Below are 19930 nucleotides of genomic sequence, written 5' to 3'. Positions count from 1 at the left end.
CGGCCCCCCGCCCCCCGCGGGCCGGGGGTGCACACCCCCCCGCCTCGCCCCCGCGCTGGTGTTTGAACACGCCCCTCCCGGCACCCCCCCCCCCCCACGACAGGGAAGGGTCAGAGGCGGCAGGAGCGGATGTCCGAGGCGAGGATCGCCTTGGCGCCGACTTCGGCCAGCTCGTCCATGATGAGGTTGACCTTCTTGCGCGACACCATGGCGCGCACGGCCACCCAGTCGTCGTCGGCCAGCGGGGCGACCGTCGGCGACTCCAGGCCCGGCGTGATCGCGATCGCGCGTTCCACCAGCGTCCGCGGGCAGTCGTAGTCCAGCATCATGTACTGCTGCGCGAACACGACCCCGCGCAGGCGCGCGGCCAGCTGCGTCTTCGCCTTGCTCTCCTCGGTGCCCCGCCGCTGCAGCAGCACGGCTTCCGACACGCAGATCGGGTCGCCGAAGGCCACCAGGTTGTTCTGCCGCAGCGACCGGCCCGACTCGACGACGTCCGCGATCGCGTCCGCCACGCCGAGCTGGATCGAGATCTCCACCGCGCCGTCGAGCCGGATCACCTCGGCCTCGACGCCGTGGCGGGCGAGGTCGTCGCGGACCAGCCGCGGGTACGACGTCGCCAGCCGCTTGCCGTGCAGGTCGGCCGGCTTCCAGTCCCGGCCGGCCGGGGCGGCGTAGCGGAACGTCGAACCGCCGAAACCGAGCGCCTGGATCTCCTCGACCGGGGCGCCGGAGTCGAGCGCGAGGTCACGGCCGGTGATGCCGAGGTCGAGCTCGCCGGAGCCGACGTAGATGGCGATGTCCTTGGGGCGCAGGAAGAAGAACTCGACCTCGTTGACGTGGTCGAGCACGGTCAGGTCGCGCTGCTCATGCCGCTTGCGGTAGCCCGCCTCGCCGAGCATCTCCGTCGCCGCGGCGGCGAGGGCTCCCTTGTTCGGCACGGCAACACGCAGCATTTCGCTTCTCTCCTCAATCCCTCGCCCGGTCCAGCACCGGGCGAAACCCCGTCACAGGTAGCGGTAGACGTCCTCGGTCGACAGGCCACGGCCGAGCATCAGCACCTGCACCCGGTACAGCAGCTGGGAGATCTCCTCGGCGAGGCGCTCGTCGGACTCGTGCTCGGCGGCGATCCACACCTCGCCGGCTTCCTCCAGCACCTTCTTGCCCTGGGCGTGCACCCCGGCGTCGAGGGCGACGACGGTGCCGGACCCGTCGGGACGGGTACGCGCGCGCTCGGCAAGCTCCGCGAACAGCTCATCGAAGGTCTTCACGGTCCGGAATCCTTCCATCCCGGACCCCGCCGCGCCGCCCCGGCCCGCCGGGGATGCCGTCCATCTCACACGCCCGTGGACGCCGGCTCCCACGAGGTGGGAATCAGAAGAGCGCGCCCTGCTCGAAGTCGAGCAGGTAGCGCTTGCGCTCGAGGCCACCGCCGTAGCCGGTGAGCGAGCCGGTCGAGCCGACCACCCGGTGGCACGGGACGATGATGCCGATCGGGTTCTTGCCGTTGGCCAGGCCCACGGCCCGGGACGCGGCCGGTTTGCCGAGCCGGTCGGCGAGCTGGCCGTAGGAGATCGTCGTGCCGTACGGGATCTTCCGCAGCTCGGCCCAGACCAGCTGCTGGAACGGCGTGCCGACGAAGGCCAGCGGCACCTCGAACTCGTGGCGCTGCCCGGCGAAGTACTCCTTGAGCTCGGTTTCGGCGCGGGCGAAGATGTCCCCGCCCGGATCGGCGGAGCCGAAGGTCAGCTCGTCCGGGCGGTGGCGCTGGTCGACCATGTAGAGGCCGCAGAGCGCGTCCCCCTCGGCGACCAGCGTCAACGGGCCGCACGGGCTGTCGACGACGGCGTGGGTGCGCATGGGTTCTCCTGTCGGTTTCATGCCGCGGGCATCCGGTTGATCGCGTGGTCACCGGTGGCCCACAGGTGCTGGGTGGCGTAGGCGCGCCAAGGGCGCCACGCGGCGGACCGGGCGACGACGGCGGCCTGGCCGCCGAGTCCGAGGGTTTCGGCCGCGTGCTTGATGCCGAGGTCGGTGGGGAGGAAGGCGTCCGGGTCGCCGAGCGCCCGCATGGCGATGCTTTCGACGGTCCACGGCCCGAAGCCGGGCAACGCGTTCAGCGCGGCCCGTGCCGCTTCCCAGTCGCTGCCCGCGCTGAGGTCCAGGCCGCCGGTCAGCGCCTCGACCAGCGCGAGCAGCGTGCGACGGCGGCTGCGCGGCATGGCCAGGGTCTCGGGGTCCAGCGAGGCGAGCGCGTCGGCCGAGGGGAACAGGTGGGTCAGGCCGCCTGCGGGGTCCTCGACCGGTTCGCCGTGCGCGACGACGAGCCGGGCCGCGTGGGTCCGGGCCGCCGCCGTCGAGACCTGCTGGCCCAGCACGGCGCGGACGGCGAACTCGGCGCCGTCGACCGTGCGCGGCACCCGGCGGCCGGGTGCGGCCGCGACGAGCGGGGCGAGCAGCGGGTCGGTGGCGAGCTGCTCGTCGACGGCCACCGGGTCGGCGTCGAGGTCCAGCAGGCGGCGGCACCGGCTCGTGGCGGCCGGCAGGTCACGGAGGTCGGTCAGGGTGAGCCGGCAGGCGATGTGCCCGTCCTCCGGCCGCAGCGCGACGACGCCGTGGCCGTGCGGCAGCCGCAGGGTCCGGCGGTAGGCGCCGTCCCGCCACTCCTCCACACCCGGCACACCGGTCGCCACGAGGTGGCCGAAGAGGTTGTCCGGGCACAGCGGTTTCCGGTACGGCAGCCGCAGGACGAGCGCCCCGGCCGCCGACGGCTTGCCCTTCGCGCGCTGCCGCAGCTCGGTGGGCGAGAGGGCGAACACCTCGCGGACGGTGTCGTTGAACGCCCGGATGCTGCCGAAGCCGGCGGCCAGGGCCAGCTCGGTCATCGGCAGCGTGGTCGTCTCGATCAGGGTGCGGGCGGTCTGCGCGCGCTGGGCCCGCGCGAGGGCGAGCGGGCCGGCGCCGAGTTCGGCGAACACCTGCCGCTCGACCTGCCGGACGCTGTAGCCGAGCCGGGCGGCGAGGCCGCGGACGCCTTCGGTGTCGACGACGCCGTCGGCGATCAGCCGCATCGCCCGCGCGACGAGGTCGGCGCGCTCGTTCCACAACGGCGAACCGGGGCTGGCGTCGGGGCGGCAGCGTTTGCAGGCCCGGAACCCGGCCTGCTGGGCGGCCGCCGCGCTCGGGTAGAAGCTCATGTTCTGCCGCTTGGGCGGCACGACCGGGCAGCTGGGCCGGCAGTAGATCCGGGTGGTCAGTACCGCGCAGTAGAACCACCCGTCGAACCGGGCGTCCTTCGCCTGCACGGCCCGCACGCACCGCTCGAAGTCATCGTGCACCACGCCAGCATCGCGGACTCCGGCGACCCGGGCTAGCGGAAAAGCGACATGGTCGTGGTCAGCCGAGCAGGGCCGCCAGCGCCGGCACGTCGATGCCCACCAGGGAGTCGCGGAACACCCGCCGCTCCCCCGCCTCGACCGGGACGTCGTTGGGGATCACCAGGACCGTGCAGCCGGCCGCGACCGCGGAAGCCGTGCCCGGCGGCGAATCTTCGACCGCCACACAGCGCGCCGGGTCGACGCCCAGCAGCTCGGCCGCCTTGAGGTAGGGGCGCGGGAGCGGCTTGTTCTGGCCTTCGACCTCGTCGCCGCACACGGTGACGTCGAAGAAGTCCCGGCCGATCGTGTTCAGCGCGAGTTCGGTCAGGTCGCGTTCGGTGGAGGTGACCAGGGCCGACCGCAGGCCCGCTTCGCGCACCGCCGTCAGCGCTTCGCGCGCACCCGGGCGCCACGGCAGCTCGTCGTCGAACAGCCCGGCGGTGCGGCGGCGGATCTCTTCCCCGGTCGAAGCAATCGCCTCGGGTGTCACCGGAAGGCCGACCACTTCGAGGAGGTACGCCGAGGTGTCGTCCATGTTGGACCCGACGAGGGTCATCCGCTGCTGTTCGGAAAGCTTGCCGCCGAGGAATTCCGCCGCCTCGTAGAGCGCGACGTCCCACAGCTTCTCGGAATCGACGAGCGTGCCGTCCATGTCCCACAACACGGCGTCGATTCCGTCCACAGTGGAGTCTCCCTCAGGTGTTGAAGTACTTGGCTTCGGGGTGGTGGCAGACGATCGCGTCGGTCGACTGCTCGGGGTGCAGCTGGAACTCCTCGGACAGCTTGACGCCGATCCGGCCCGGTTCGAGGAGGGCGACGATCTTCGCCCGGTCTTCGAGGTCGGGACAGGCGCCATAGCCCAGGGAGAACCGGGCTCCACGGTAGCCGAGCTTGAAGAACTCCTCGACGTCGTCGGGGTCCTCTGAGGCGACCGCCACACCGCCGGGGAAGGTGAGCTCCTGCCGGATGCGGCGGTGCCAGTACTCGGCCAGCGCCTCGGTCAGCTGGACGCCGAGCCCGTGGACCTCCAGGTAGTCGCGGTAGGCGTCGGCCGCGAAGAGCTCGTTGGCGTAGTCGGCGATGGGCCGGCCCATGGTGACCACGGTGAACGGCACGACGTCCACCTCGCCGGACTCGCGGGGCCGGTAGAAGTCGGCCAGGCACAGCCGCCGGTCGCGGCGCTGCCGCGGGAAGGTGAAGCGCACCCGCTCGGGTGCGTCGGGCGAAGGCTCGGTGAGCACGACCAGGTCGTCGCCTTCGGCGACGCACGGGAAGTAGCCGTAGACGACGGCCGCGTGGGCCAGGACGCCGTCGGCGGTCAGCCGGTCGAGCCAGTACCGCAGCCGCGGCCGGCCTTCGGATTCGACCAGCTCCTCGTACGTCGGCCCGGCGCCGCCGCGGGCGCCCTTGAGCCCCCACTGGCCCATGAAGGTGGCGCGCTCGTCGAGCATGGCGGCGTAGTCGGCCAGCGCGACACCCTTGACCACCCGCGAACCCCAGAACGGCGGGGACGGCAGCGGGACGTCGGTGGCGACGTCCGAGCGGGCGGGCAGGGGTCCCTCTTCTTCGACCTTGCGGGCTTTGCGCGCCTCGGCGATCCGCAGCGAGCGTTCGCGGCGTTCCTTGCGCTCCTGGCGCTTCTTCTCCGCGTCCGCGTCGAGCAGCGGCGATTCCCCGCGCTTGGCGGCCATGATCGCGTCCATCAGCCGCAGGCCTTCGAACGCGTCCCGCGCGTAGCGGACGTCGCCGAGGTACAGCTCGGTCAGGTCGTTCTCCACGTAGGACCGGGTGAGCGCGGCCCCGCCGAGCAGCACCGGCCAGCGCGCGGAGACGCCACGGGAGTTCATCTCCTGGAGGTTCTCCTTCATGATCACCGTGGACTTGACCAGCAGCCCGGACATCCCGATCGCGTCGGCGCCGTGTTCCTCGGCCGCGTCGAGGATGGTCGTGATGGGCTGTTTGATGCCGAGGTTGACGACCTCGTAGCCGTTGTTGGACAGGATGATGTCGACGAGGTTCTTGCCGATGTCGTGCACGTCGCCGCGGACGGTGGCCAGCACGATCCGGCCCTTGCCGGCGTCGTCCTCCTTCTCCATGTGCGGCTCGAGGTGCGCGACGGCGGCCTTCATCACCTCGGCGGACTGCAGCACGAACGGCAGCTGCATCTGGCCGGACCCGAACAGCTCGCCGACGGTCTTCATGCCGGACAGCAGCGTGTCGTTGATGATCTGCAGGGCGGGCCGCTGCTCCAGGGCCGCGTCGAGGTCGTCGGTCAGGCCGGTGCGCTCGCCGTCGACGATCCGGCGTTCCAGGCGTTCGAACAGCGGCAGCGCGGCCAGCTCTTCGGCCCGCGAAGCCTTCGACGAGGCCGCGCTGACGCCTTCGAACAGGGCCATCAGCTCCTGCAGCGGGTCGTACCCGGGACGGCGGCGGTCGTAGACCAGGTCGAGGGCGACCGCGCGCTGGTCGTCCGGGATCCGGGCCATCGGCAGGATCTTGGACGCGTGCACGATCGCGGTGTCCAGCCCGGCCTGGACGCACTCGTGCAGGAACACCGAGTTGAGCACCTGCCGGGCGGCCGGGTTGAGGCCGAAGGAGATGTTCGACAGGCCGAGGGTGGTCTGCACCTCGGGGTGACGGCGTTTGATCTCGCGGATGGCTTCGATGGTTTCGATGCCGTCGCGGCGGGACTCCTCCTGGCCGGTGGCGATGGTGAAGGTGAGCGCGTCGACGATGACGTCGCAGGTGCGCAGGCCCCAGTTCCCGGTGATGTCCTCGATCAGCCGGGTGGCGATGTCGGCCTTCTTCTGCGCCGTGCGGGCCTGGCCCTCTTCGTCGATGGTCAGCGCGACGACCGCGGCGCCGTACTCGCTGACCAGTTCCATCACCTGGGTGAACCGGGATTCCGGTCCGTCGCCGTCCTCGTAGTTGACGGAGTTGACCGCGCACCGGCCGCCGAGCCGCTGCAGCCCGGCCCGCAGGACGGCGACCTCGGTGGAGTCGAGCATGATCGGCAGCGTCGACGCGGTGGCCAGGCGCCCGGCCAGCTCGGCCATGTCGGCGGTGCCGTCCCGGCCGACGTAGTCGACGCACAGGTCCAGCAGGTGGGCGCCGTCGCGGGTCTGCTCGCGGGCGATCTCGACGCAGTCGTCAAAATGACCCGCGAGCATCGCGGTGCGGAAGGCCTTCGAGCCGTTGGCGTTGGTCCGCTCGCCGATCATCAGCACGCTGGCGTCCTGCTTGAACGGCACCGCCTGGTAGAGCGACGACACGCCGGGCTCGGGCCGCGGGCGCCGCGGAACCGGCGGCGTGTCCGCCACCGCGGCGGCGAGCTGCCGGATGTGCTCGTCGGTCGTCCCGCAGCAGCCGCCGACCAGGCCGACGCCGAACTCGCGGACGAACCCGGTGAGGGCCTCGACCAGCGCTTCCGGGCCGAGCGGGTACACCGCGCCGTCCGGGCCGAGCTCGGGCAGGCCGGCGTTGGGCATCACCGACAGCGGCACCCGGGCGTGCTTGGCCAGCTGCCGCAGGTGCTCGCTCATCTCGGCCGGGCCGGTCGCGCAGTTGAGCCCGATGACGTCGATGCCGAGCGGTTCGAGCGCGGCCAGTGCCGCGCCGACCTCGGTGCCGAGCAACATGGTGCCGGTCGTTTCGACGGTGATCGAAGCGAGGATCGGCACGGACCGGCCTTCGGCGGCCATCGCCCGCTTCGCGCCGATGATCGACGCCTTCGTCTGGAGGATGTCCTGGGTGGTTTCGACGATCACGGCGTCGGCGCCGCCGGCCAGCAGGCCGCGGACCTCCTCGCGGTAGGCGTCACGCAGCGTGGTGAAGGGCGCGTGGCCGAGGGTGGGGAGTTTCGTGCCGGGCCCGACCGAGCCGAGCACGAACCGTGGGCGCTCCGGCGTCGCGAACTCGTCGGCGGTCTCGCGCGCCAGCCGCGCCCCGGCCTCGGCCAGCTCGAAGATCCGCCCGGTGATGCCGTACTCGGCGAAGTTGGCGAAATTGGCCCCGAAAGTGTTGGTCTCGACGGCGTCCGCGCCCGCCTTCAGGTACCCGCGGTGCACCGAGCGGACCACGTCCGGCCGGGTGACGTTGAGTACCTCGTTGCAGCCTTCGAGGCCGCCGAAGTCGTCCAGGCTCAGGTCGTGGGCCTGCAGGGCCGTGCCCATCGCCCCGTCGGCCACCAGGACACGCGTGCGGAGGGCATCGAGGAACGGTGACGACAGGCGGTCGGACATGCTGAACAGGGTAAGGCCGGTGGTCGTAGGCTGGTCCGGTGAGTGAGCCCGTCGACGAGACCCCGCGGCCGCCCCGCGACCGCACCGAACCCACCCGCCCGCTGATGGTCGTCGCCTTCGAAGGCTGGAACGACGCCGGCGACGCGGCCAGCCGCGCGGTGGAGCACCTGCAGCTGAACTGGGACGCCACCCCGCTGGCGGAACTGGAGCCCGACGACTACTACGACTTCCAGGTCAGCCGCCCGACCGTCCGGATGGTGGACGGCGTCACTCGCCGGGTGGACTGGCCCACGACGCGGCTGTCGGTGTGCCGCCCCGACGGCTTCGACCGCGACGTCGTCCTCGTGCAGGGCCCGGAGCCCAACATGCGCTGGCGCGCGTTCTGCGCGGAGCTGCTCGAGCACATCCAGCAGCTCGACGTCGCGACCGTGGTGACGCTGGGGGCGTTGCTGGCCGACACCGCGCACACCCGGCCCGTCCCGGTCACCGGAACGGCCTACGACAAGGACACCGCGTCCCTCTACGGCCTCGACCTGAACAACTACCAGGGGCCGACCGGCATCGTCGGCATCCTGCAGGACTACTGCGTGCAGGCCGGCATCCCGGCCGTGTCCATCTGGGCCGCGGTGCCGCACTACGTGTCGCACCCGCCGTCCCCGAAGGCGACGCTGGCGCTCCTGCACAAGCTGGAGGACATCCTCGACGTCGAGATCCCGCTGGGCGCGCTGCCCGAGCAGGCCGAGGAGTGGCAGCGCACGGTCAGCGAGATGGCCGACGAGGACGAGGAGATCAGCGAGTACGTCCGCAGCCTCGAGGAACGCGGCGACGCGCAGAGCGAGGTCGCGGAGCAGGACGTCAGCGGCGACAAGATCGCCGCGGAGTTCGAGCGCTACCTGCGCCGCCGCGGCCGCGGCGGCGGGCAGGAGGGCTTCGGCCTGCGCTGAGGGGTCACTTCAGCCAGCTGGTGGCGAACGCCCGCGCGGGGTTCGCCACCAGCATGGCCGTGACGACGTCGCCGCCCAGCAGCTTGGTCAGCCGCGGTGCGAGCGTGGTGAGCAGGTAGGACGCGCCCGGTTGGAACCGCGCCGCCGCGGTCGTCGTGTCGCCGCCGAGCAGGATCTGGCCGCCGTGCCCGGCCTCGACCAGCGCTTCCAGGCCGTCGAAGAGCCGCCAGTCGGTCGCGTGGTTGGCCCGGGACGGCCCGTCGAAGCCGAGGAACACGCCGGTCTCGGCGATCTTCCGCTGCAGCGGCGCGTCCGGGTTCCGGTTCAGGTGCCCGAGGATCACCTTGTCGGGTGAAATCTCCAGCTTTCCGCAGAGCAGGTCGACCGTCTCCAGGGCCGCCGTGCCGAGTTCGAGGTGCACGGCGATCGGCGCGCCGGTCTCCTGGTGGGCGACCGCGGCGGCGGTCATGGTCAGCCGGGCGTGCGCGTCGATCGTGTGGAAGGCGCCGGCGACCTTGATCAGCCCGGCGCGCGGCGCGGTGTCCCCGGTCAGGTCCTCGACGAAGACACCGGCCAGGTCGTCGACGAGTCCGCCCAGGGCGGCGTAGTGCTCGGCGCGGTGCAGGCCGGTCGCCCCCACCAGGTGCACACCCGTCTCCCGCGAGATCCGGGCGAGCTCCGGCATCCGGCGGCCGAGGCCGTGCGGCGTCCACTGGACGAGTGCCGTGCCGCCCGCCGCCCTGAAGCGGAGCAGCTGCTCCATGGCGGCTTCCGGGTCGTCCAGCTCCTGGCCGGGCAGCAGTTTCGAGGCGAAGAACAGGTGGTCGTGCGCGTTCGTCACGCCGAGCTCGGCCGGATCCATGTCGCCCAGCACCGTGCGCACCTTGAGTTCCCCAGTCACGATCGCGAGTGTAACGCCTCAGCCGTTACGATGGCGAAGTGTCCGAAGACTTCCGCCTCGACATGGGCGCACCCTGGCTGAACCTGCTGGCCACCCGCGGCCGCCACTTCGGCGCGCAGCCGATCGAGCGCCTCCCGACCGCGGACCGGTTGCGCGAGTGGCTGGCGCTGTCCGAGCTCACCCCGCTCGCCCCGGTCACCGACGCCGACCTCGACCGGGCCCGCGAACTCCGGGAGACACTGCGGCCCCTGGCCCTGGGTGCGGTCGACGACCTCACGCCATCGGCGGAGCAGGCCCGGGCCCTGACTGCGTGGCTCGTCCCGGAGCCGGTGCACCTCGCAGCCCTCGACCGGCTGCACCGCAGCGCGCCCGCGACCGCCGCCGACGCGCTCGGCCGCTTGGCGCACCAGGCCGCGGACTGGCTCACCGGCCCCCTGCGGCATGACCTGCGGGCCTGCCCGGAGCAGGACTGCCGCGGCGTCTTCGCCGATCCCGGCGGGCGGCGGCGCTGGTGCCCGTCCCCCGCCTGCGCCAGCCGCGGGCGGGTGCGCGCGCTCAGGGAGCGGCGGCGCGACGGCTCATGACGGCCACAGGATGCGGCGCATCGGCACCGCGCCCCGCGCCCGCTTCCGCCACTCGCGCGGGTAACCCAGCGAAACCTCTTCGAACCGGACGCCGTCGGCCTCGGTGCTGCGCGGGATGTGCAGGTGGCCGTAGACCGCGACCTCCGCGCGGTAGCGGACGTGCCAGTCCTCGGTCTTCGTCGTCCCGCACCAGAGCGCGAACTCCGGCCAGTACAGCGGCGCCGTCGGGTGCCGGTGCAGCGGCCAGTGGGACATCAGGATCGTGCCGTGGTCCTCTGCGATTGCGTCGAGGCGCTCGGTGCTGACCTTCAGCCGGGCCTCGCACCACGCCTGGCGGCTGGGGTACGGGTCCGGGTACAGGAAGTACTCGTCGGTGCAGACCACGCCGGCCTCGCGGGCCTGGCGCAGGGCCTCCTCCAGGGACTTGCCCTCCGCTTCCGGGGTCCGCCAGCTGTAGTCGTAGAGCAGGAACAGCGGGGCGATCGTCAGCGGCCGCGGGCCGTGGCGCCAGACCGGGAACTCGTCCTCGGGCGTCAGCACGCCGATTTCGCGGCACTGGTCGACCAGGTACTCGTAGCGGGCCTGGCCGCGCAGCTGGCAGTCGTCGTTCTTCGTCGTCCACAGCTCGTGGTTGCCCGGCACCCAGACGACCTTCGCGAACCGGCCGGCCAGGGTCTTCAGCGTTCCGATGGTGGCTTCGGCGAGCTCGGCGACGTCGCCGGCGACGAGCAGCCAGTCTTCGGGGGTTTCCGGGACGACCGAGTCGAGGATCGGGCCGTTGCCCTCGTGGGTCACGTGGAGGTCGCTGGTGGCGAACAGGTGCGGCACCCCTCCACCGTAACCACCGCGGCCGGGGAAGCGACGGGAAACCTGCGTTTCCGGGCCAACATCAGCACCCCCGCGAGGAGGTGGATCCCGGCCTGGACGTTCAGCAGCACGGCGGCCCCGGTCGTCGCCACCAGTGCCCCGGCCAGCAGCGCGCCGGCCGTGGTGCAGGTGGCGACCGCGGCGAACGTCGTGCTCAGCACCCGCCCGGCGCGTTCCGGCGCGACCGCGCTCTGGATCTCCGACAGCACACCGGCGCCGACGATCACGCCCGGCGCTCCGGCCACGACGAACAGCCCGGCGTACACCCCCATCGCGGTCGTGACGAAGGCGAGGTTCCAGATCACCGCGGACACCAGCCCGAGCGCGAGGGCACCCCAGCCCAGCAGCGCGGCCGGGGCGACCCGCCGCGCCACGGTGGCCAGGGCGAACCCGGCCGCCAGCCCGCCGAGCGCCTGGACCCCGCGCAGCAGGCCCGCGTCGGCCTCGCTGCCGCCGAGCACCTGCAGGACGTAGACCACGAACAGCACCAGGAACATGCCCTGCGCGACGGAGGTGAGCACCAGGGCGACGCCGGTGCGCCGCAGCCGCCGGTTGCGCGTCAGCTCGCGCAGGCCGTCGAGCCAGGCCCGCACCACCGGTTCCCGCGCGGCCGCCGGGACCGGCGCGGCGACCCGGCGGAACGGCTTGGCCAGCAGCGCCGCGGCGACCACGAGGACGGCCAGGTAGCCGGTGACGACGTCGGCGAGCCCGCCGAAACCCAGCAGCGCACCGCCGGCCCAGCCGCCGGCCAGCCGGGCGACGCTGCCGTTCACGCTCATCAGCCCGTTGGCCGCGGTCACCTCCGCGACCCCGACGAGCTCCGGCACGAGCGCGTTGCGCGCGGGTTCGAACACCGACGCCAGGGCCGCCTGGGCGGCCATCACCGCGTACACCAGGCTGACGCCCGGCTCGGCCAGGAGCGGAAGCGCCACGACGGCGAGCCCGCAGCAGGTGCCGAACAGCACCGCGCGGCGGTTCCAGCGGTCGGCGACGACGCCGGCGACCGGGCTGAGCAGCACCGCGGGCAGCAGCCCGAGGACGATGCTCAGCGCCGTCGTCGCGGCGGAGCCGGTGCGCTGGAAGACGTAGACCGGCAACGCCACCTGCAGCATCCACTCGGCCGTCTCGCCGAAGAACGCGGCGACCCACAGCCGCGCGAACGCCGGAACCCCCAGCAGCTGCTTCATCCCTCCGCCTTCCCCGAGTGGTCGATGCGCGGGAACGCCCGCAGGCCGACGTGGACCGGGCGCGCGTCCGGCGGGGCGTCGGTGCGGATGGCGCCGACGTACGGGCGGACCAGCGCGTCGATCGCCTCGGCCAGCCGGGTCAGCTCCGCCGGGGTGACGCGCAGGGCGTAGGTCGAGAGCCCCGCCGCGGCGCGCCAGGCCGGATCGAGGTCGTCGAGGGAGTCCAGGTAGCGCTGGGTCAGCTCCTGCTCGTGGGTCAGCTGCGCGCCGACCACGCCCAGCTGCGCCGCCCGGTGCGCCGGGTCCTCGGCCAGCTCCCCCATCTCCAGGCCGACCTGCCGGGCGCGCCACGGCCGTTCGCGGCCGTCCTCGGCGTCGGCCCGCTCGACCAGGCCGTACTGCGCCAGCTGCCGCAGATGCCAGCTGCAGTTGGACGCGGTCGAGCCGACCGCCTCGGCGCACTCGCTCGCCGTGCGCGGGCCGACCGCGGTCAGGTGGTTCAGCAGCGCCGACCGCAGCGGGTGCGCCAGCGCCCGCAGCAGCTCGACGTCTTCGACCCGCTTGCGCGGCGGCAGTCCGGCCATGGCGATCCAATCTGAAAGGACTATTTCGAAAGTCTTCTTTCATACTTGGGCCCGCCTGCGGGTTTGTCAACCGGCTTGGCTATCGTTCGCGGTGCAGTGACTGCCTGGAGCAGTGACTGCGTCGTCACTCCGACCAGGGATGAATGGTGCCCGACCAGCGCGAACTCGCCACCGCCGCCGCCCTCGCCCTCCCCCGGTTCGTGGGGTCGACCGCGCTCTTCCACGCCGCGGTCGCCGAGCGGATGGGCGTCACCCCGACCGAGCTGCACTGCCTGCACCTGCTCCACGGCGGCGTCAGCGACTCCCCGTCAGAGCTCGCCCGGCTGCTCGGGATGAGCACGGGCGCCTTCACCCGCCTGCTCGACCGGATGGAACGGCACCGGCTCGCCGAGCGCGCCCCCGACCCGGCGGACCGCCGCCGGCTCGTCGTCCAGCCGCTGCCCGACCGGATGGCCGAGCTCGCCGAGCTGTACGCGCCGATGGCCCGGTTCGTCGGCGAACGCCTCGCCCGGTTCGACCGCCGTCAGCTCACGGCGCTGCTGGAGTTCCTCACCGACGGCACCGCGGCGGCCGAACGGTCGACCGGCGAGCTGCCGGATGTGACCCAGGCCATAACCCGTTGACTAACTCTACGGTTGTTGCGTTAACGTGGTTGCACTATGAGGAACTGAACCGCGCCCATCCCGCCTGAGGCGGCACCCGGTCGAGCCGACGCTCCCGCGTGCCACGACGCCCGGCGCGGGATATCTCTTTCTCCCCCAGGGCTCGGTGATCGCACATGTCTCCCGTTTTTCCGCTGCAGGCCAAGGACGTCGTCTTCGGCTACGGCACCCGTGTCGTCCTCGACGGCGTCTCGCTCACCGCGTCGGCCGGGCAGCGGCTCGGCCTGGTCGGCGAGAACGGCACCGGCAAGTCCACCCTGCTGCGCCTGCTGGCCGGGCTCGAAGAGCCGCGCTCCGGCGAGGTGCTGCGCGGCCCGGACGTCGGGTTCCTGCTGCAGGAGCTGCCCTTCCCGATGGACGCGACCTTCGCCGACGTGCTCGACGGCGCCCTCGCCGAGATCCGGGCCGCCGCGGCCCGGCTCGACGAGCTGACCGCGGCCATGACCGACCGGCCCGACGACACGGGCGTGCTCGAGGAGTACGGCCGGGTGCTGGAGTGGGCCCAGGCCCACGACCTGTGGGACGCCGACCGCCGCGCCAAGCTCGTCTGCGACGGGCTCGGCCTCGGCGGCGTCGAACCGGACCGGCGGCTCGGCACGCTCTCGGGCGGCCAGCGCTCGCGGCTCGGCCTGGCCGCGCTGCTCGTCCGGCAGCCGGAGACGCTGCTGCTCGACGAGCCGACCAACCACCTCGACGACACGGCGATGGCCTTCCTGGAACGCCACCTCACCGAGCTGACCGGGATCGTGGTGCTGTCCTCGCACGACCGGGTGTTCCTCGACGCCGTCTGCACCGACATCGTCGACCTGGACCCGGCCGCCGCCGACCGCCAGGCCGGCGGCGCGGTCCGCTACGGCGGCAGCTACACCGGCTACCTCGGCCACAAGAAGGCCGAGCGGGCCCGGTGGGAGCAGCGCTACGCCGAGGAACAGGAGGAGCTGAACCAGCTGCGGGAAACCGTCGCGGTCACCGCGCGCAACGTCGCCTACGGCCGCGGCCCGCGCGACAACGACAAGTTCATCCACGCCTTCAAGGGCGCCCGCGTCCAGAAGACGATCTCGCGGCGGGTGCGCGACGCCGAGCAGCGGCTGGAGCACCTGGAGCGCGACCAGGTGCGCAAGCCCCCGGCGCCGCTGCGGTTCAAGGCGGACCTCACCGGCCGCGCGACCGGCGAGGGTCCGGCGATCTCCGTGTGCGCGCTGGAGGTGCCGGGACGGCTGTCGCTGCCGCGGCTCGACGTCGGCGGTGCGGCGCGGTTGCTCATCACCGGCGGGAACGGCGCCGGGAAGTCGACCCTGCTGTCGGTGCTGGCCGGCCGGCTCGCACCGGCGGCCGGGACGGTCCGCCTCGGACACGGCGTGCGGGTCGGCCTGCTGGAGCAGGACGTCTCGTTCGCCGGGCCGGAGCGGACCGCGGCCCGGGTGTACCGGGACGCGCTCGGCGAGGACGCTCCCCCGCTGAGCCGGCTCGGCCTGCTGGCCTCGCGGGACCTCCGGCAGCCGGTCGGGGCGCTGTCGGTCGGCCAGCGGCGGCGGCTGGCGCTGGCGATCCTGCTCGCCGAACCGCCGGACGTCCTGCTGCTCGACGAGCCGACGAACCACATTTCGCTGACCCTGGCGGAGGAGCTGTTCGCGGCACTGGAGACGGCGCCGGGCGCAGTCGTCATCGCCTCCCACGACCGGTGGCTGCGCCGGGACTGGTCCGGCGACCACCTGGAGCTGGCCGCCGGCCGGCCGGTCGCGGTATAGGGCGTTATACGCACGGGAGGGCCCGGCGGGTGTCCGGGCCCTCCCGTCGTGGTCAGAGCTCGACGCCGAGGAGGGCGTCGACGGCGTCGCGGATCAGGCCCGGGGCCGTCGGGTCGGTGCCGTCGCGGCGCAGGGCCTCGTTCGCCCACGCGTCGACCGCGGCGAGGGCCTTCGGGGTGTCGAGGTCGTCGGACAGGTGGTCGCGCAGCCGCGTGACGGTGTCCTCCGCCACCGGGCCGGTCGACAGGGAGACGGCTTCGCGCCAGCGGGCGATGCGGGCTTCGGCGTCGGCCAGCAGCTGCGCGGTCCACGGGCGGTCTTCACGGTAGTGGCCGGCGAACAGCGCGAGCCGGATCGCGCCCGGGTCGACCTGGTCGGCGCGCAGCCGCGAGACGAACACGAGGTTCCCGCGCGACTTCGACATCTTCTCGCCGTCGAGGCCGATCATCCCGGCGTGCACGTAGTGCCGGGCGAACGGGCCGTCCTTGGCGACGGCCTCGGCGTGCGCCGCGCTGTACTCGTGGTGCGGGAAGATCAGGTCCGAGCCGCCGCCCTGGAGGTCGAAGCCCAGGCCCAGCCGGTTGACCGCGATCGCGCTGCACTCGATGTGCCAGCCCGGGCGGCCGGCGCCGAGCTCGGACTCCCACGACGGCTCGCCTTCGCGGGCCACGCGCCACAGCAGCGCGTCCAGCGGGTGGCGCTTGCCGGCGCGGTCGGGGTCACCGCCGCGCTCGGCGAAGAACTTCCGCATGGTCGGCTCGTCGTAGTTCGACTCGTAGCCGAACTTGCCGGTCGCCGTGTGGTCGAAGTAGACGTCCGGGAACTCCGGGTCGTCCGCCCGGTAGGCGGCCCCGTTGGCCAGCAGCTTCGCGATGACCTCGACGATCTCCGGGATGCTCTCCACGGCGCCGACGAACTGCTTCGGCGGGATGACGCGCAGGGCGGTCATGTCCTCGCGGAACAGCGCCGTCTCGCGCATGCCCAGCACGACCCAGTCGTCGGAGTCCCGCTCCGCGCGCTCCAGCAGCGGCTCGTCGATGTCCGTCACGTTCTGCACGTAGTGGACGTCGTGCCCGTTGTCCCGCCAGATGCGGTTCACCAGGTCGAAGGCGAGGTACGTCGCGGCGTGCCCCAGATGCGTCGCGTCGTAGGGCGTGATGCCGCAGACGTACATCCGGGCGGTGGCGCCGGGCGCGGTCGGGCGGATCTGCCCGGTGGCCGTGTCGTGGAGCCGCAGCGGGCGGGGGGTGCCGGGGATGCGGGGCACGTCGACCGATGACCAAGTCTGCATACCCTCGACTGTAATTGCTGGGCCGTCCGGCGTTCCCGAGCGGTGGGAAGAGCCATACTCGCGCGTAACCTGCGACGGCCCGCGCGGGCCACGCCGGACTCCTCGCGGCGGCCTGCCGCGCGGGTCACCCACGACCGGGGACGGGCGGGCGCGGGGGCGCGCCCGCCCGTCGTCACCGTCGCGTGCGCAGGTAGTCGCCGACCACCGCGGCGCCGAGGCCGTCCAGGTCCGGGGCGATCACGCGGCCGCCCGAGCGGCGGGCGATCAGGTCCACGAACGAGGTCAGCCGCGGGTCGTCGCCCAGTCGGAACACCGAGATCGACGCGCCCAGCTTGGCCAGGCGGTCCACTTCGGACAGTGTCTTGTGGAGGGTCCGCGGCTGGGGCGGGTAGTCGAAGACCGCTTCACCGTCGGGCTCCAGGTGGGCCGTCGGCTCGCCGTCGGTGACCATCAGGACCACCGGCTGGGCGTCCGGGTGCCGCCGCAGGTGCTGCCCGGCCAGCAGCAGCCCGTGGTGGGCGTTGGTGCCCTGCTCCCACGCGCCCTCCAGCCCGACCAGTTCCGGCAGCTCCATCGACTGCGCGTAGCGGCCGAAGGTGATCAGCTGCAGCGCGTCGTTGCGGAAGCGGGTGCTGATCAGCTGGTGCAGCGCCAGCGCCGTGCGCTTCATCGGCAGCCAGCGGCCTTCCTGCACCATCGACCACGACGTGTCGACCAGCAGCGCCACCGCCGCGCGGGTGCGGTGTTCGGTCTCGACCACTTCGACGTCCTCGACGTCGAGCCGGACCTGCCGCTCCCCCACCGACACCGACCGGAGCACGGCGTTGCGGATGGTCCGCGGCACGTCCCAGGGCTGCATGTCCCCGAACCGCCACGGCCGTGACGCGCCGGTGGGCTCGCCGGCCGCCCCCGCCGACTCCGTTTCACGCTCGCCGGTCTTGCCGCGCAGGGCGTTCACGATGTCGGACAGCACCGTCTCGCCGAGCCGCCGCAGCGCCTTGGGCGACAGCCGGAGCGAGCCGTCGGCGGCGCGTTCGAACAGGCCCTGGCGACGCAGTTCGCGCTCCAGCTCGGCCAGCCGGCGGGCGTCGACGCCCGCGTCCTTGCCGAGCTGGCGCTCGAGCGCCTCCAGATCGATGTCCTCCAGCCGCGCGCCGGGGTAGGACTGGCCGAGCTGCTCGGCCAGCGCGTCCAGCTCGGCGAGGTCCTGCATGGCCTGGGCGCCTTCGCCCATGCCCAGCGGGTTGTTGCCGCGGAAGCGCGCCGAGCCGTCCCAGTCCTCGCCCGGCCGGGCCGCGCGCAACTGACCGTCCAACCGTGACAGCTGCTGCGCCAGCCGCGGGTCGCCGAAGGCCTGCTGGGTCAGCTCGGCCAGTTCCGCGCGCTGCTCGGCCGACATCGAGTTGAGCATCCGCTGGGCGGCCGCCGACCGCTCGGCCAGCGCGTCGATCAGCTCCTCGACGGTCCGCGGGTTCTCCGGGAAGAACTCGCCGTGCTCGGCCATGAAGTCTTCGAAGCGCTGCTGGATGTCCTCGGCTCCGGCGGCGTGCGCTTCGAGGAGGTCGTTGAGGTCGGAGAGCATCTCGTTGATCCGCTCGACGTCCTCGGGCCCGGCGTTCTGCAGCGCCTGCTTCATGCCCTGGAACCGGGACTCCATCAGCTCCTGGCCGAGCAGGTCCCGGATCTGCCGGTAGTTCTCGCGGCCCTGTTCGGACCGCCAGTCGTAGTTCGCGAGCTCGTTGACGGCCGCGGCGGTGCCCGGCGGCAGCGCGTCGAGCTGGGCCTCCCGGAACCGGGCGTCGTCGTCCGGGTCCGGGAACAGCTCGCGGCGTTCGGCGTCGAGGGCTTCCTGCAGGAGGCGCTGGACCTCCTGCAGGGTGCCGTCGAGGTTGTTGCGCCGCTGGATCTGCGAGCGGCGCTGCCAGAGCCGTCTCGTCAGCTCGTCGAGGCCCGCGGTGCGGTTCGTGCCGCGCCGCAGCATCTCCTCCAGCGCGGCCCGCGGTGACGCGCCGGCCATGACGTCCTGGCCGATTTCGTCGAGCGCGTCACGCAGGTCGGCCGGGGGCGCGAGCGGGTCCGGCCCATCGTGCCACGGGCCGTAGGAGTAGCCGTCGGGAAGCGGGACCGCGGTCATCGGCCGTAGACGGTCGTCGAGTCGTCGGAGTCCTTGGCGAGCCTTCGCGACAGGAACAGCATTTCGAGGGCGAGTTCGACGGCGGCCGCGACCCGCCCGGCCGGCTCGTCGGCGGCGACCCCGGCCCGCCGGGCGACCTCGTGCAGCACCGGCAGCTCCGGGAGGGCTTCGAGAACGTCTTTGCCCGGCACGCGCTCGCCGGTGGACACCAGGTGGCCCTCGCCGACCGCGTCGGCCAGGGGCCGCAGGTCCAGGCCGGCGAACCGGTCACGGGCGGTTTCCGCGATCGCCATCCGCAGCAGGTGGACCAGGTGCTCGATCTCGCGGCCTTCTTCGCCGGGTTCGAACTCGATCTTGCCGCGCAGCACCGACGGGACGGCGTCGAGGTCGACCGGGCGGGCCACCGCCGGCTCCTCCCCCGTCAGCGCCGAGCGCCGCAGAGCGGCGGCCGCCACGGTTTCCGCCGCGGCGACGGCGAACCGCGCCGAAACGCCGGAGCGCTGGTCGATCACCGTGGATTCCCGGAGGTTCCGGACGAACCGGGCGAGGACTTCGAGGAGCGGCTCGCCGACTTCGGCGACGAGGTTGGCCTCCTGCCGGACGACGGCGACCTCCGACTCGACGTCGAGGGGGTAGTGGGTGCGGATCTCGGCGCCGAAGCGGTCCTTCAGCGGGGTGATGATCCGGCCGCGGTTGGTGTAGTCCTCGGGGTTCGCGGTGGCGACGAGCAGCACGTCCAGCGGCAGCCGCAGCGTGTAGCCGCGGACCTGGATGTCGCGCTCCTCCATCACGTTGAGCAGCGCGACCTGGATGCGCTCGGCGAGGTCGGGCAGCTCGTTGATGGCCACGATGCCGCGGTGGGCCCGCGGGACGAGGCCGAAGTGGATGGTCTCCGGGTCGCCGAGGCTGCGGCCTTCGGCGACCTTCACCGGGTCGACGTCACCGATCAAGTCGCCGACCGAGGTGTCCGGCGTGGCGAGCTTCTCGGTGTAGCGCTCGGAGCGGTGGCGCCAGGCCACCGGCAGGTCGTCGCCGAGTTCGGCGGCGCGGCGGATCGACGCGGGCGTGATCGGCTGCAGCGGGTGTTCGCCCAGCTCGGAGCCTTCGATGACGGGCGTCCACTCGTCGAGCAGGCCGGCCAGGGTGCGCAGCAGGCGGGTCTTGCCCTGGCCGCGTTCCCCGAGCAGGACGACGTCGTGTCCGGCCAGCAGCGCGCGCTCCAGCTGCGGCAGCACGGTGCGGGAGAAGCCGACGATGCCGGGCCAGGCGTCTTCGCCGTTCTTGAGGGCGGTCAGCAGGTTGTCGTGGATCTCTTGCGCGATCGGGCGCGGCTCGTACCCGGCCGCGCGCAGGGCCCCGGCGGTGCGGGGAAGAGCGTCTGGAACAGCGTTCACCCGTTCGACGCTACTG

At 72.8% G+C, this 19930-nt stretch carries 17 protein-coding genes; 4 read left to right on the top strand and 13 right to left on the bottom strand.

Annotation, left to right across the window (positions count from 1 at the left end; translation table 11 throughout):
* Window positions 1-110: 110 nt before the first annotated feature.
* From hisG to metH, 6 genes are all read right to left on the bottom strand, one after another.
* On the bottom strand, window positions 111-956 hold the full coding sequence (gene hisG / locus ABZX11_RS24780; RefSeq protein ID WP_176169471.1) for an ATP phosphoribosyltransferase: 846 nt from the start codon (window positions 954-956) through the stop codon (window positions 111-113).
* A 51-nt stretch (window positions 957-1007) separates the two neighbouring features.
* Window positions 1008-1271: a phosphoribosyl-ATP diphosphatase gene (locus tag ABZX11_RS24775; protein WP_013226745.1), complete on the bottom strand. Its 264-nt coding sequence runs from the start codon at window positions 1269-1271 to the stop codon at window positions 1008-1010.
* A 103-nt stretch (window positions 1272-1374) separates the two neighbouring features.
* Entirely contained in the window at window positions 1375-1860 is a 486-nt protein-coding gene (locus ABZX11_RS24770; RefSeq protein WP_354916795.1) for a methylated-DNA--[protein]-cysteine S-methyltransferase, read from the bottom strand.
* A gap of 17 nt (window positions 1861-1877) precedes the next feature.
* Window positions 1878-3338: an AlkA N-terminal domain-containing protein gene (locus ABZX11_RS24765; protein ID WP_354916792.1), complete on the bottom strand. Its 1461-nt coding sequence runs from the start codon at window positions 3336-3338 to the stop codon at window positions 1878-1880.
* A gap of 58 nt (window positions 3339-3396) precedes the next feature.
* Entirely contained in the window at window positions 3397-4059 is a 663-nt protein-coding gene (locus ABZX11_RS24760; RefSeq protein ID WP_354916790.1) for an HAD family phosphatase, read from the bottom strand.
* A 13-nt stretch (window positions 4060-4072) separates the two neighbouring features.
* Entirely contained in the window at window positions 4073-7618 is a 3546-nt protein-coding gene (gene metH, locus ABZX11_RS24755) for a methionine synthase (protein WP_354916787.1), read from the bottom strand.
* A gap of 38 nt (window positions 7619-7656) precedes the next feature.
* Here metH and ABZX11_RS24750 point away from each other — a divergent pair, with 38 nt between their 5' ends.
* Entirely contained in the window at window positions 7657-8562 is a 906-nt protein-coding gene (locus tag ABZX11_RS24750) for a PAC2 family protein (protein WP_176169467.1), read from the top strand.
* A 4-nt stretch (window positions 8563-8566) separates the two neighbouring features.
* Here the strand turns inward: ABZX11_RS24750 and ABZX11_RS24745 are convergent, their stop codons facing one another.
* Complete coding sequence (locus tag ABZX11_RS24745; RefSeq protein WP_354916784.1) at window positions 8567-9463, bottom strand: phosphotriesterase; 897 nt, start codon at window positions 9461-9463, stop codon at window positions 8567-8569.
* A 38-nt stretch (window positions 9464-9501) separates the two neighbouring features.
* Between ABZX11_RS24745 and ABZX11_RS24740 the strand changes: the two genes are divergently transcribed.
* Window positions 9502-10047 (top strand): CGNR zinc finger domain-containing protein, encoded by a 546-nt coding sequence (locus tag ABZX11_RS24740; RefSeq protein ID WP_354916781.1) that lies wholly within the window; start codon window positions 9502-9504, stop codon window positions 10045-10047.
* Here ABZX11_RS24740 and ABZX11_RS24735 read toward each other — a convergent pair.
* Genes ABZX11_RS24735 through ABZX11_RS24725 form a run of 3 tightly spaced genes read right to left on the bottom strand, consistent with a single transcriptional unit; the run spans window position 10042 to window position 12685 of the window.
* Window positions 10042-10875: a metallophosphoesterase gene (locus ABZX11_RS24735; RefSeq protein WP_176169465.1), complete on the bottom strand. Its 834-nt coding sequence runs from the start codon at window positions 10873-10875 to the stop codon at window positions 10042-10044. The genes ABZX11_RS24740 and ABZX11_RS24735 overlap by 6 nt on opposite strands.
* A complete protein-coding gene (locus ABZX11_RS24730) occupies window positions 10839-12101 on the bottom strand; it encodes an MFS transporter (RefSeq protein ID WP_354916778.1) in 1263 nt (420 codons plus the stop codon). The genes ABZX11_RS24735 and ABZX11_RS24730 overlap by 37 nt, the downstream gene beginning before the upstream one ends.
* Window positions 12098-12685, bottom strand: coding sequence for a helix-turn-helix domain-containing protein (locus ABZX11_RS24725; protein WP_354916775.1), 588 nt, complete (start codon window positions 12683-12685; stop codon window positions 12098-12100). The genes ABZX11_RS24730 and ABZX11_RS24725 overlap by 4 nt, the downstream gene beginning before the upstream one ends.
* 146 nt (window positions 12686-12831) lie before the next feature.
* Between ABZX11_RS24725 and ABZX11_RS24720 the strand changes: the two genes are divergently transcribed.
* Both ABZX11_RS24720 and ABZX11_RS24715 read left to right on the top strand, forming a co-directional pair.
* Window positions 12832-13308: a MarR family transcriptional regulator gene (locus ABZX11_RS24720; RefSeq protein WP_354916772.1), complete on the top strand. Its 477-nt coding sequence runs from the start codon at window positions 12832-12834 to the stop codon at window positions 13306-13308.
* A 155-nt stretch (window positions 13309-13463) separates the two neighbouring features.
* A complete protein-coding gene (locus tag ABZX11_RS24715) occupies window positions 13464-15095 on the top strand; it encodes an ABC-F family ATP-binding cassette domain-containing protein (protein ID WP_354916769.1) in 1632 nt (543 codons plus the stop codon).
* Window positions 15096-15147: 52 nt separating this feature from the next.
* On the opposite strand, the gene mshC is transcribed toward ABZX11_RS24715, so the two are convergent.
* The 3 genes from mshC to ABZX11_RS24700 form a co-directional block, all read right to left on the bottom strand.
* Window positions 15148-16386, bottom strand: a complete 1239-nt coding sequence (mshC, locus tag ABZX11_RS24710; protein ID WP_176169460.1) for a cysteine--1-D-myo-inosityl 2-amino-2-deoxy-alpha-D-glucopyranoside ligase — start codon at window positions 16384-16386, stop codon at window positions 15148-15150.
* 172 nt (window positions 16387-16558) lie between these two features.
* Window positions 16559-18520: a VWA domain-containing protein gene (locus ABZX11_RS24705; protein WP_176169459.1), complete on the bottom strand. Its 1962-nt coding sequence runs from the start codon at window positions 18518-18520 to the stop codon at window positions 16559-16561.
* On the bottom strand, window positions 18517-19914 hold the full coding sequence (locus ABZX11_RS24700; protein ID WP_354916764.1) for an ATP-binding protein: 1398 nt from the start codon (window positions 19912-19914) through the stop codon (window positions 18517-18519). The genes ABZX11_RS24705 and ABZX11_RS24700 overlap by 4 nt, the downstream gene beginning before the upstream one ends.
* Window positions 19915-19930: the final 16 nt, after the last annotated feature.

This window comes from Amycolatopsis sp. NPDC004169 (assembly GCF_040610315.1).
Taxonomy (GTDB): Bacteria; Actinomycetota; Actinomycetes; order Mycobacteriales; family Pseudonocardiaceae; genus Amycolatopsis.
This window is presented reverse-complemented; position numbering and strand designations above follow the sequence as displayed.

Bases quoted from the DNA above. Each gene is read 5' to 3' on its own strand.
- mshC (WP_176169460.1), bottom strand. From the start codon at position 16,386: ATGCAGACTTGGTCATCGGTCGACGTGCCCCGCATCCCCGGCACCCCC.
- ABZX11_RS24705 (WP_176169459.1), bottom strand. From the start codon at position 18,520: ATGACCGCGGTCCCGCTTCCCGACGGCTACTCCTACGGCCCGTGGCAC.
- hisG (WP_176169471.1), bottom strand. From the start codon at position 956: ATGCTGCGTGTTGCCGTGCCGAACAAGGGAGCCCTCGCCGCCGCGGCG.
- ABZX11_RS24730 (WP_354916778.1), bottom strand. From the start codon at position 12,101: ATGAAGCAGCTGCTGGGGGTTCCGGCGTTCGCGCGGCTGTGGGTCGCC.
- metH (WP_354916787.1), bottom strand. From the start codon at position 7,618: ATGTCCGACCGCCTGTCGTCACCGTTCCTCGATGCCCTCCGCACGCGT.
- ABZX11_RS24715 (WP_354916769.1), top strand. From the start codon at position 13,464: ATGTCTCCCGTTTTTCCGCTGCAGGCCAAGGACGTCGTCTTCGGCTAC.
- ABZX11_RS24770 (WP_354916795.1), bottom strand. From the start codon at position 1,860: ATGCGCACCCACGCCGTCGTCGACAGCCCGTGCGGCCCGTTGACGCTG.
- ABZX11_RS24725 (WP_354916775.1), bottom strand. From the start codon at position 12,685: ATGGCCGGACTGCCGCCGCGCAAGCGGGTCGAAGACGTCGAGCTGCTG.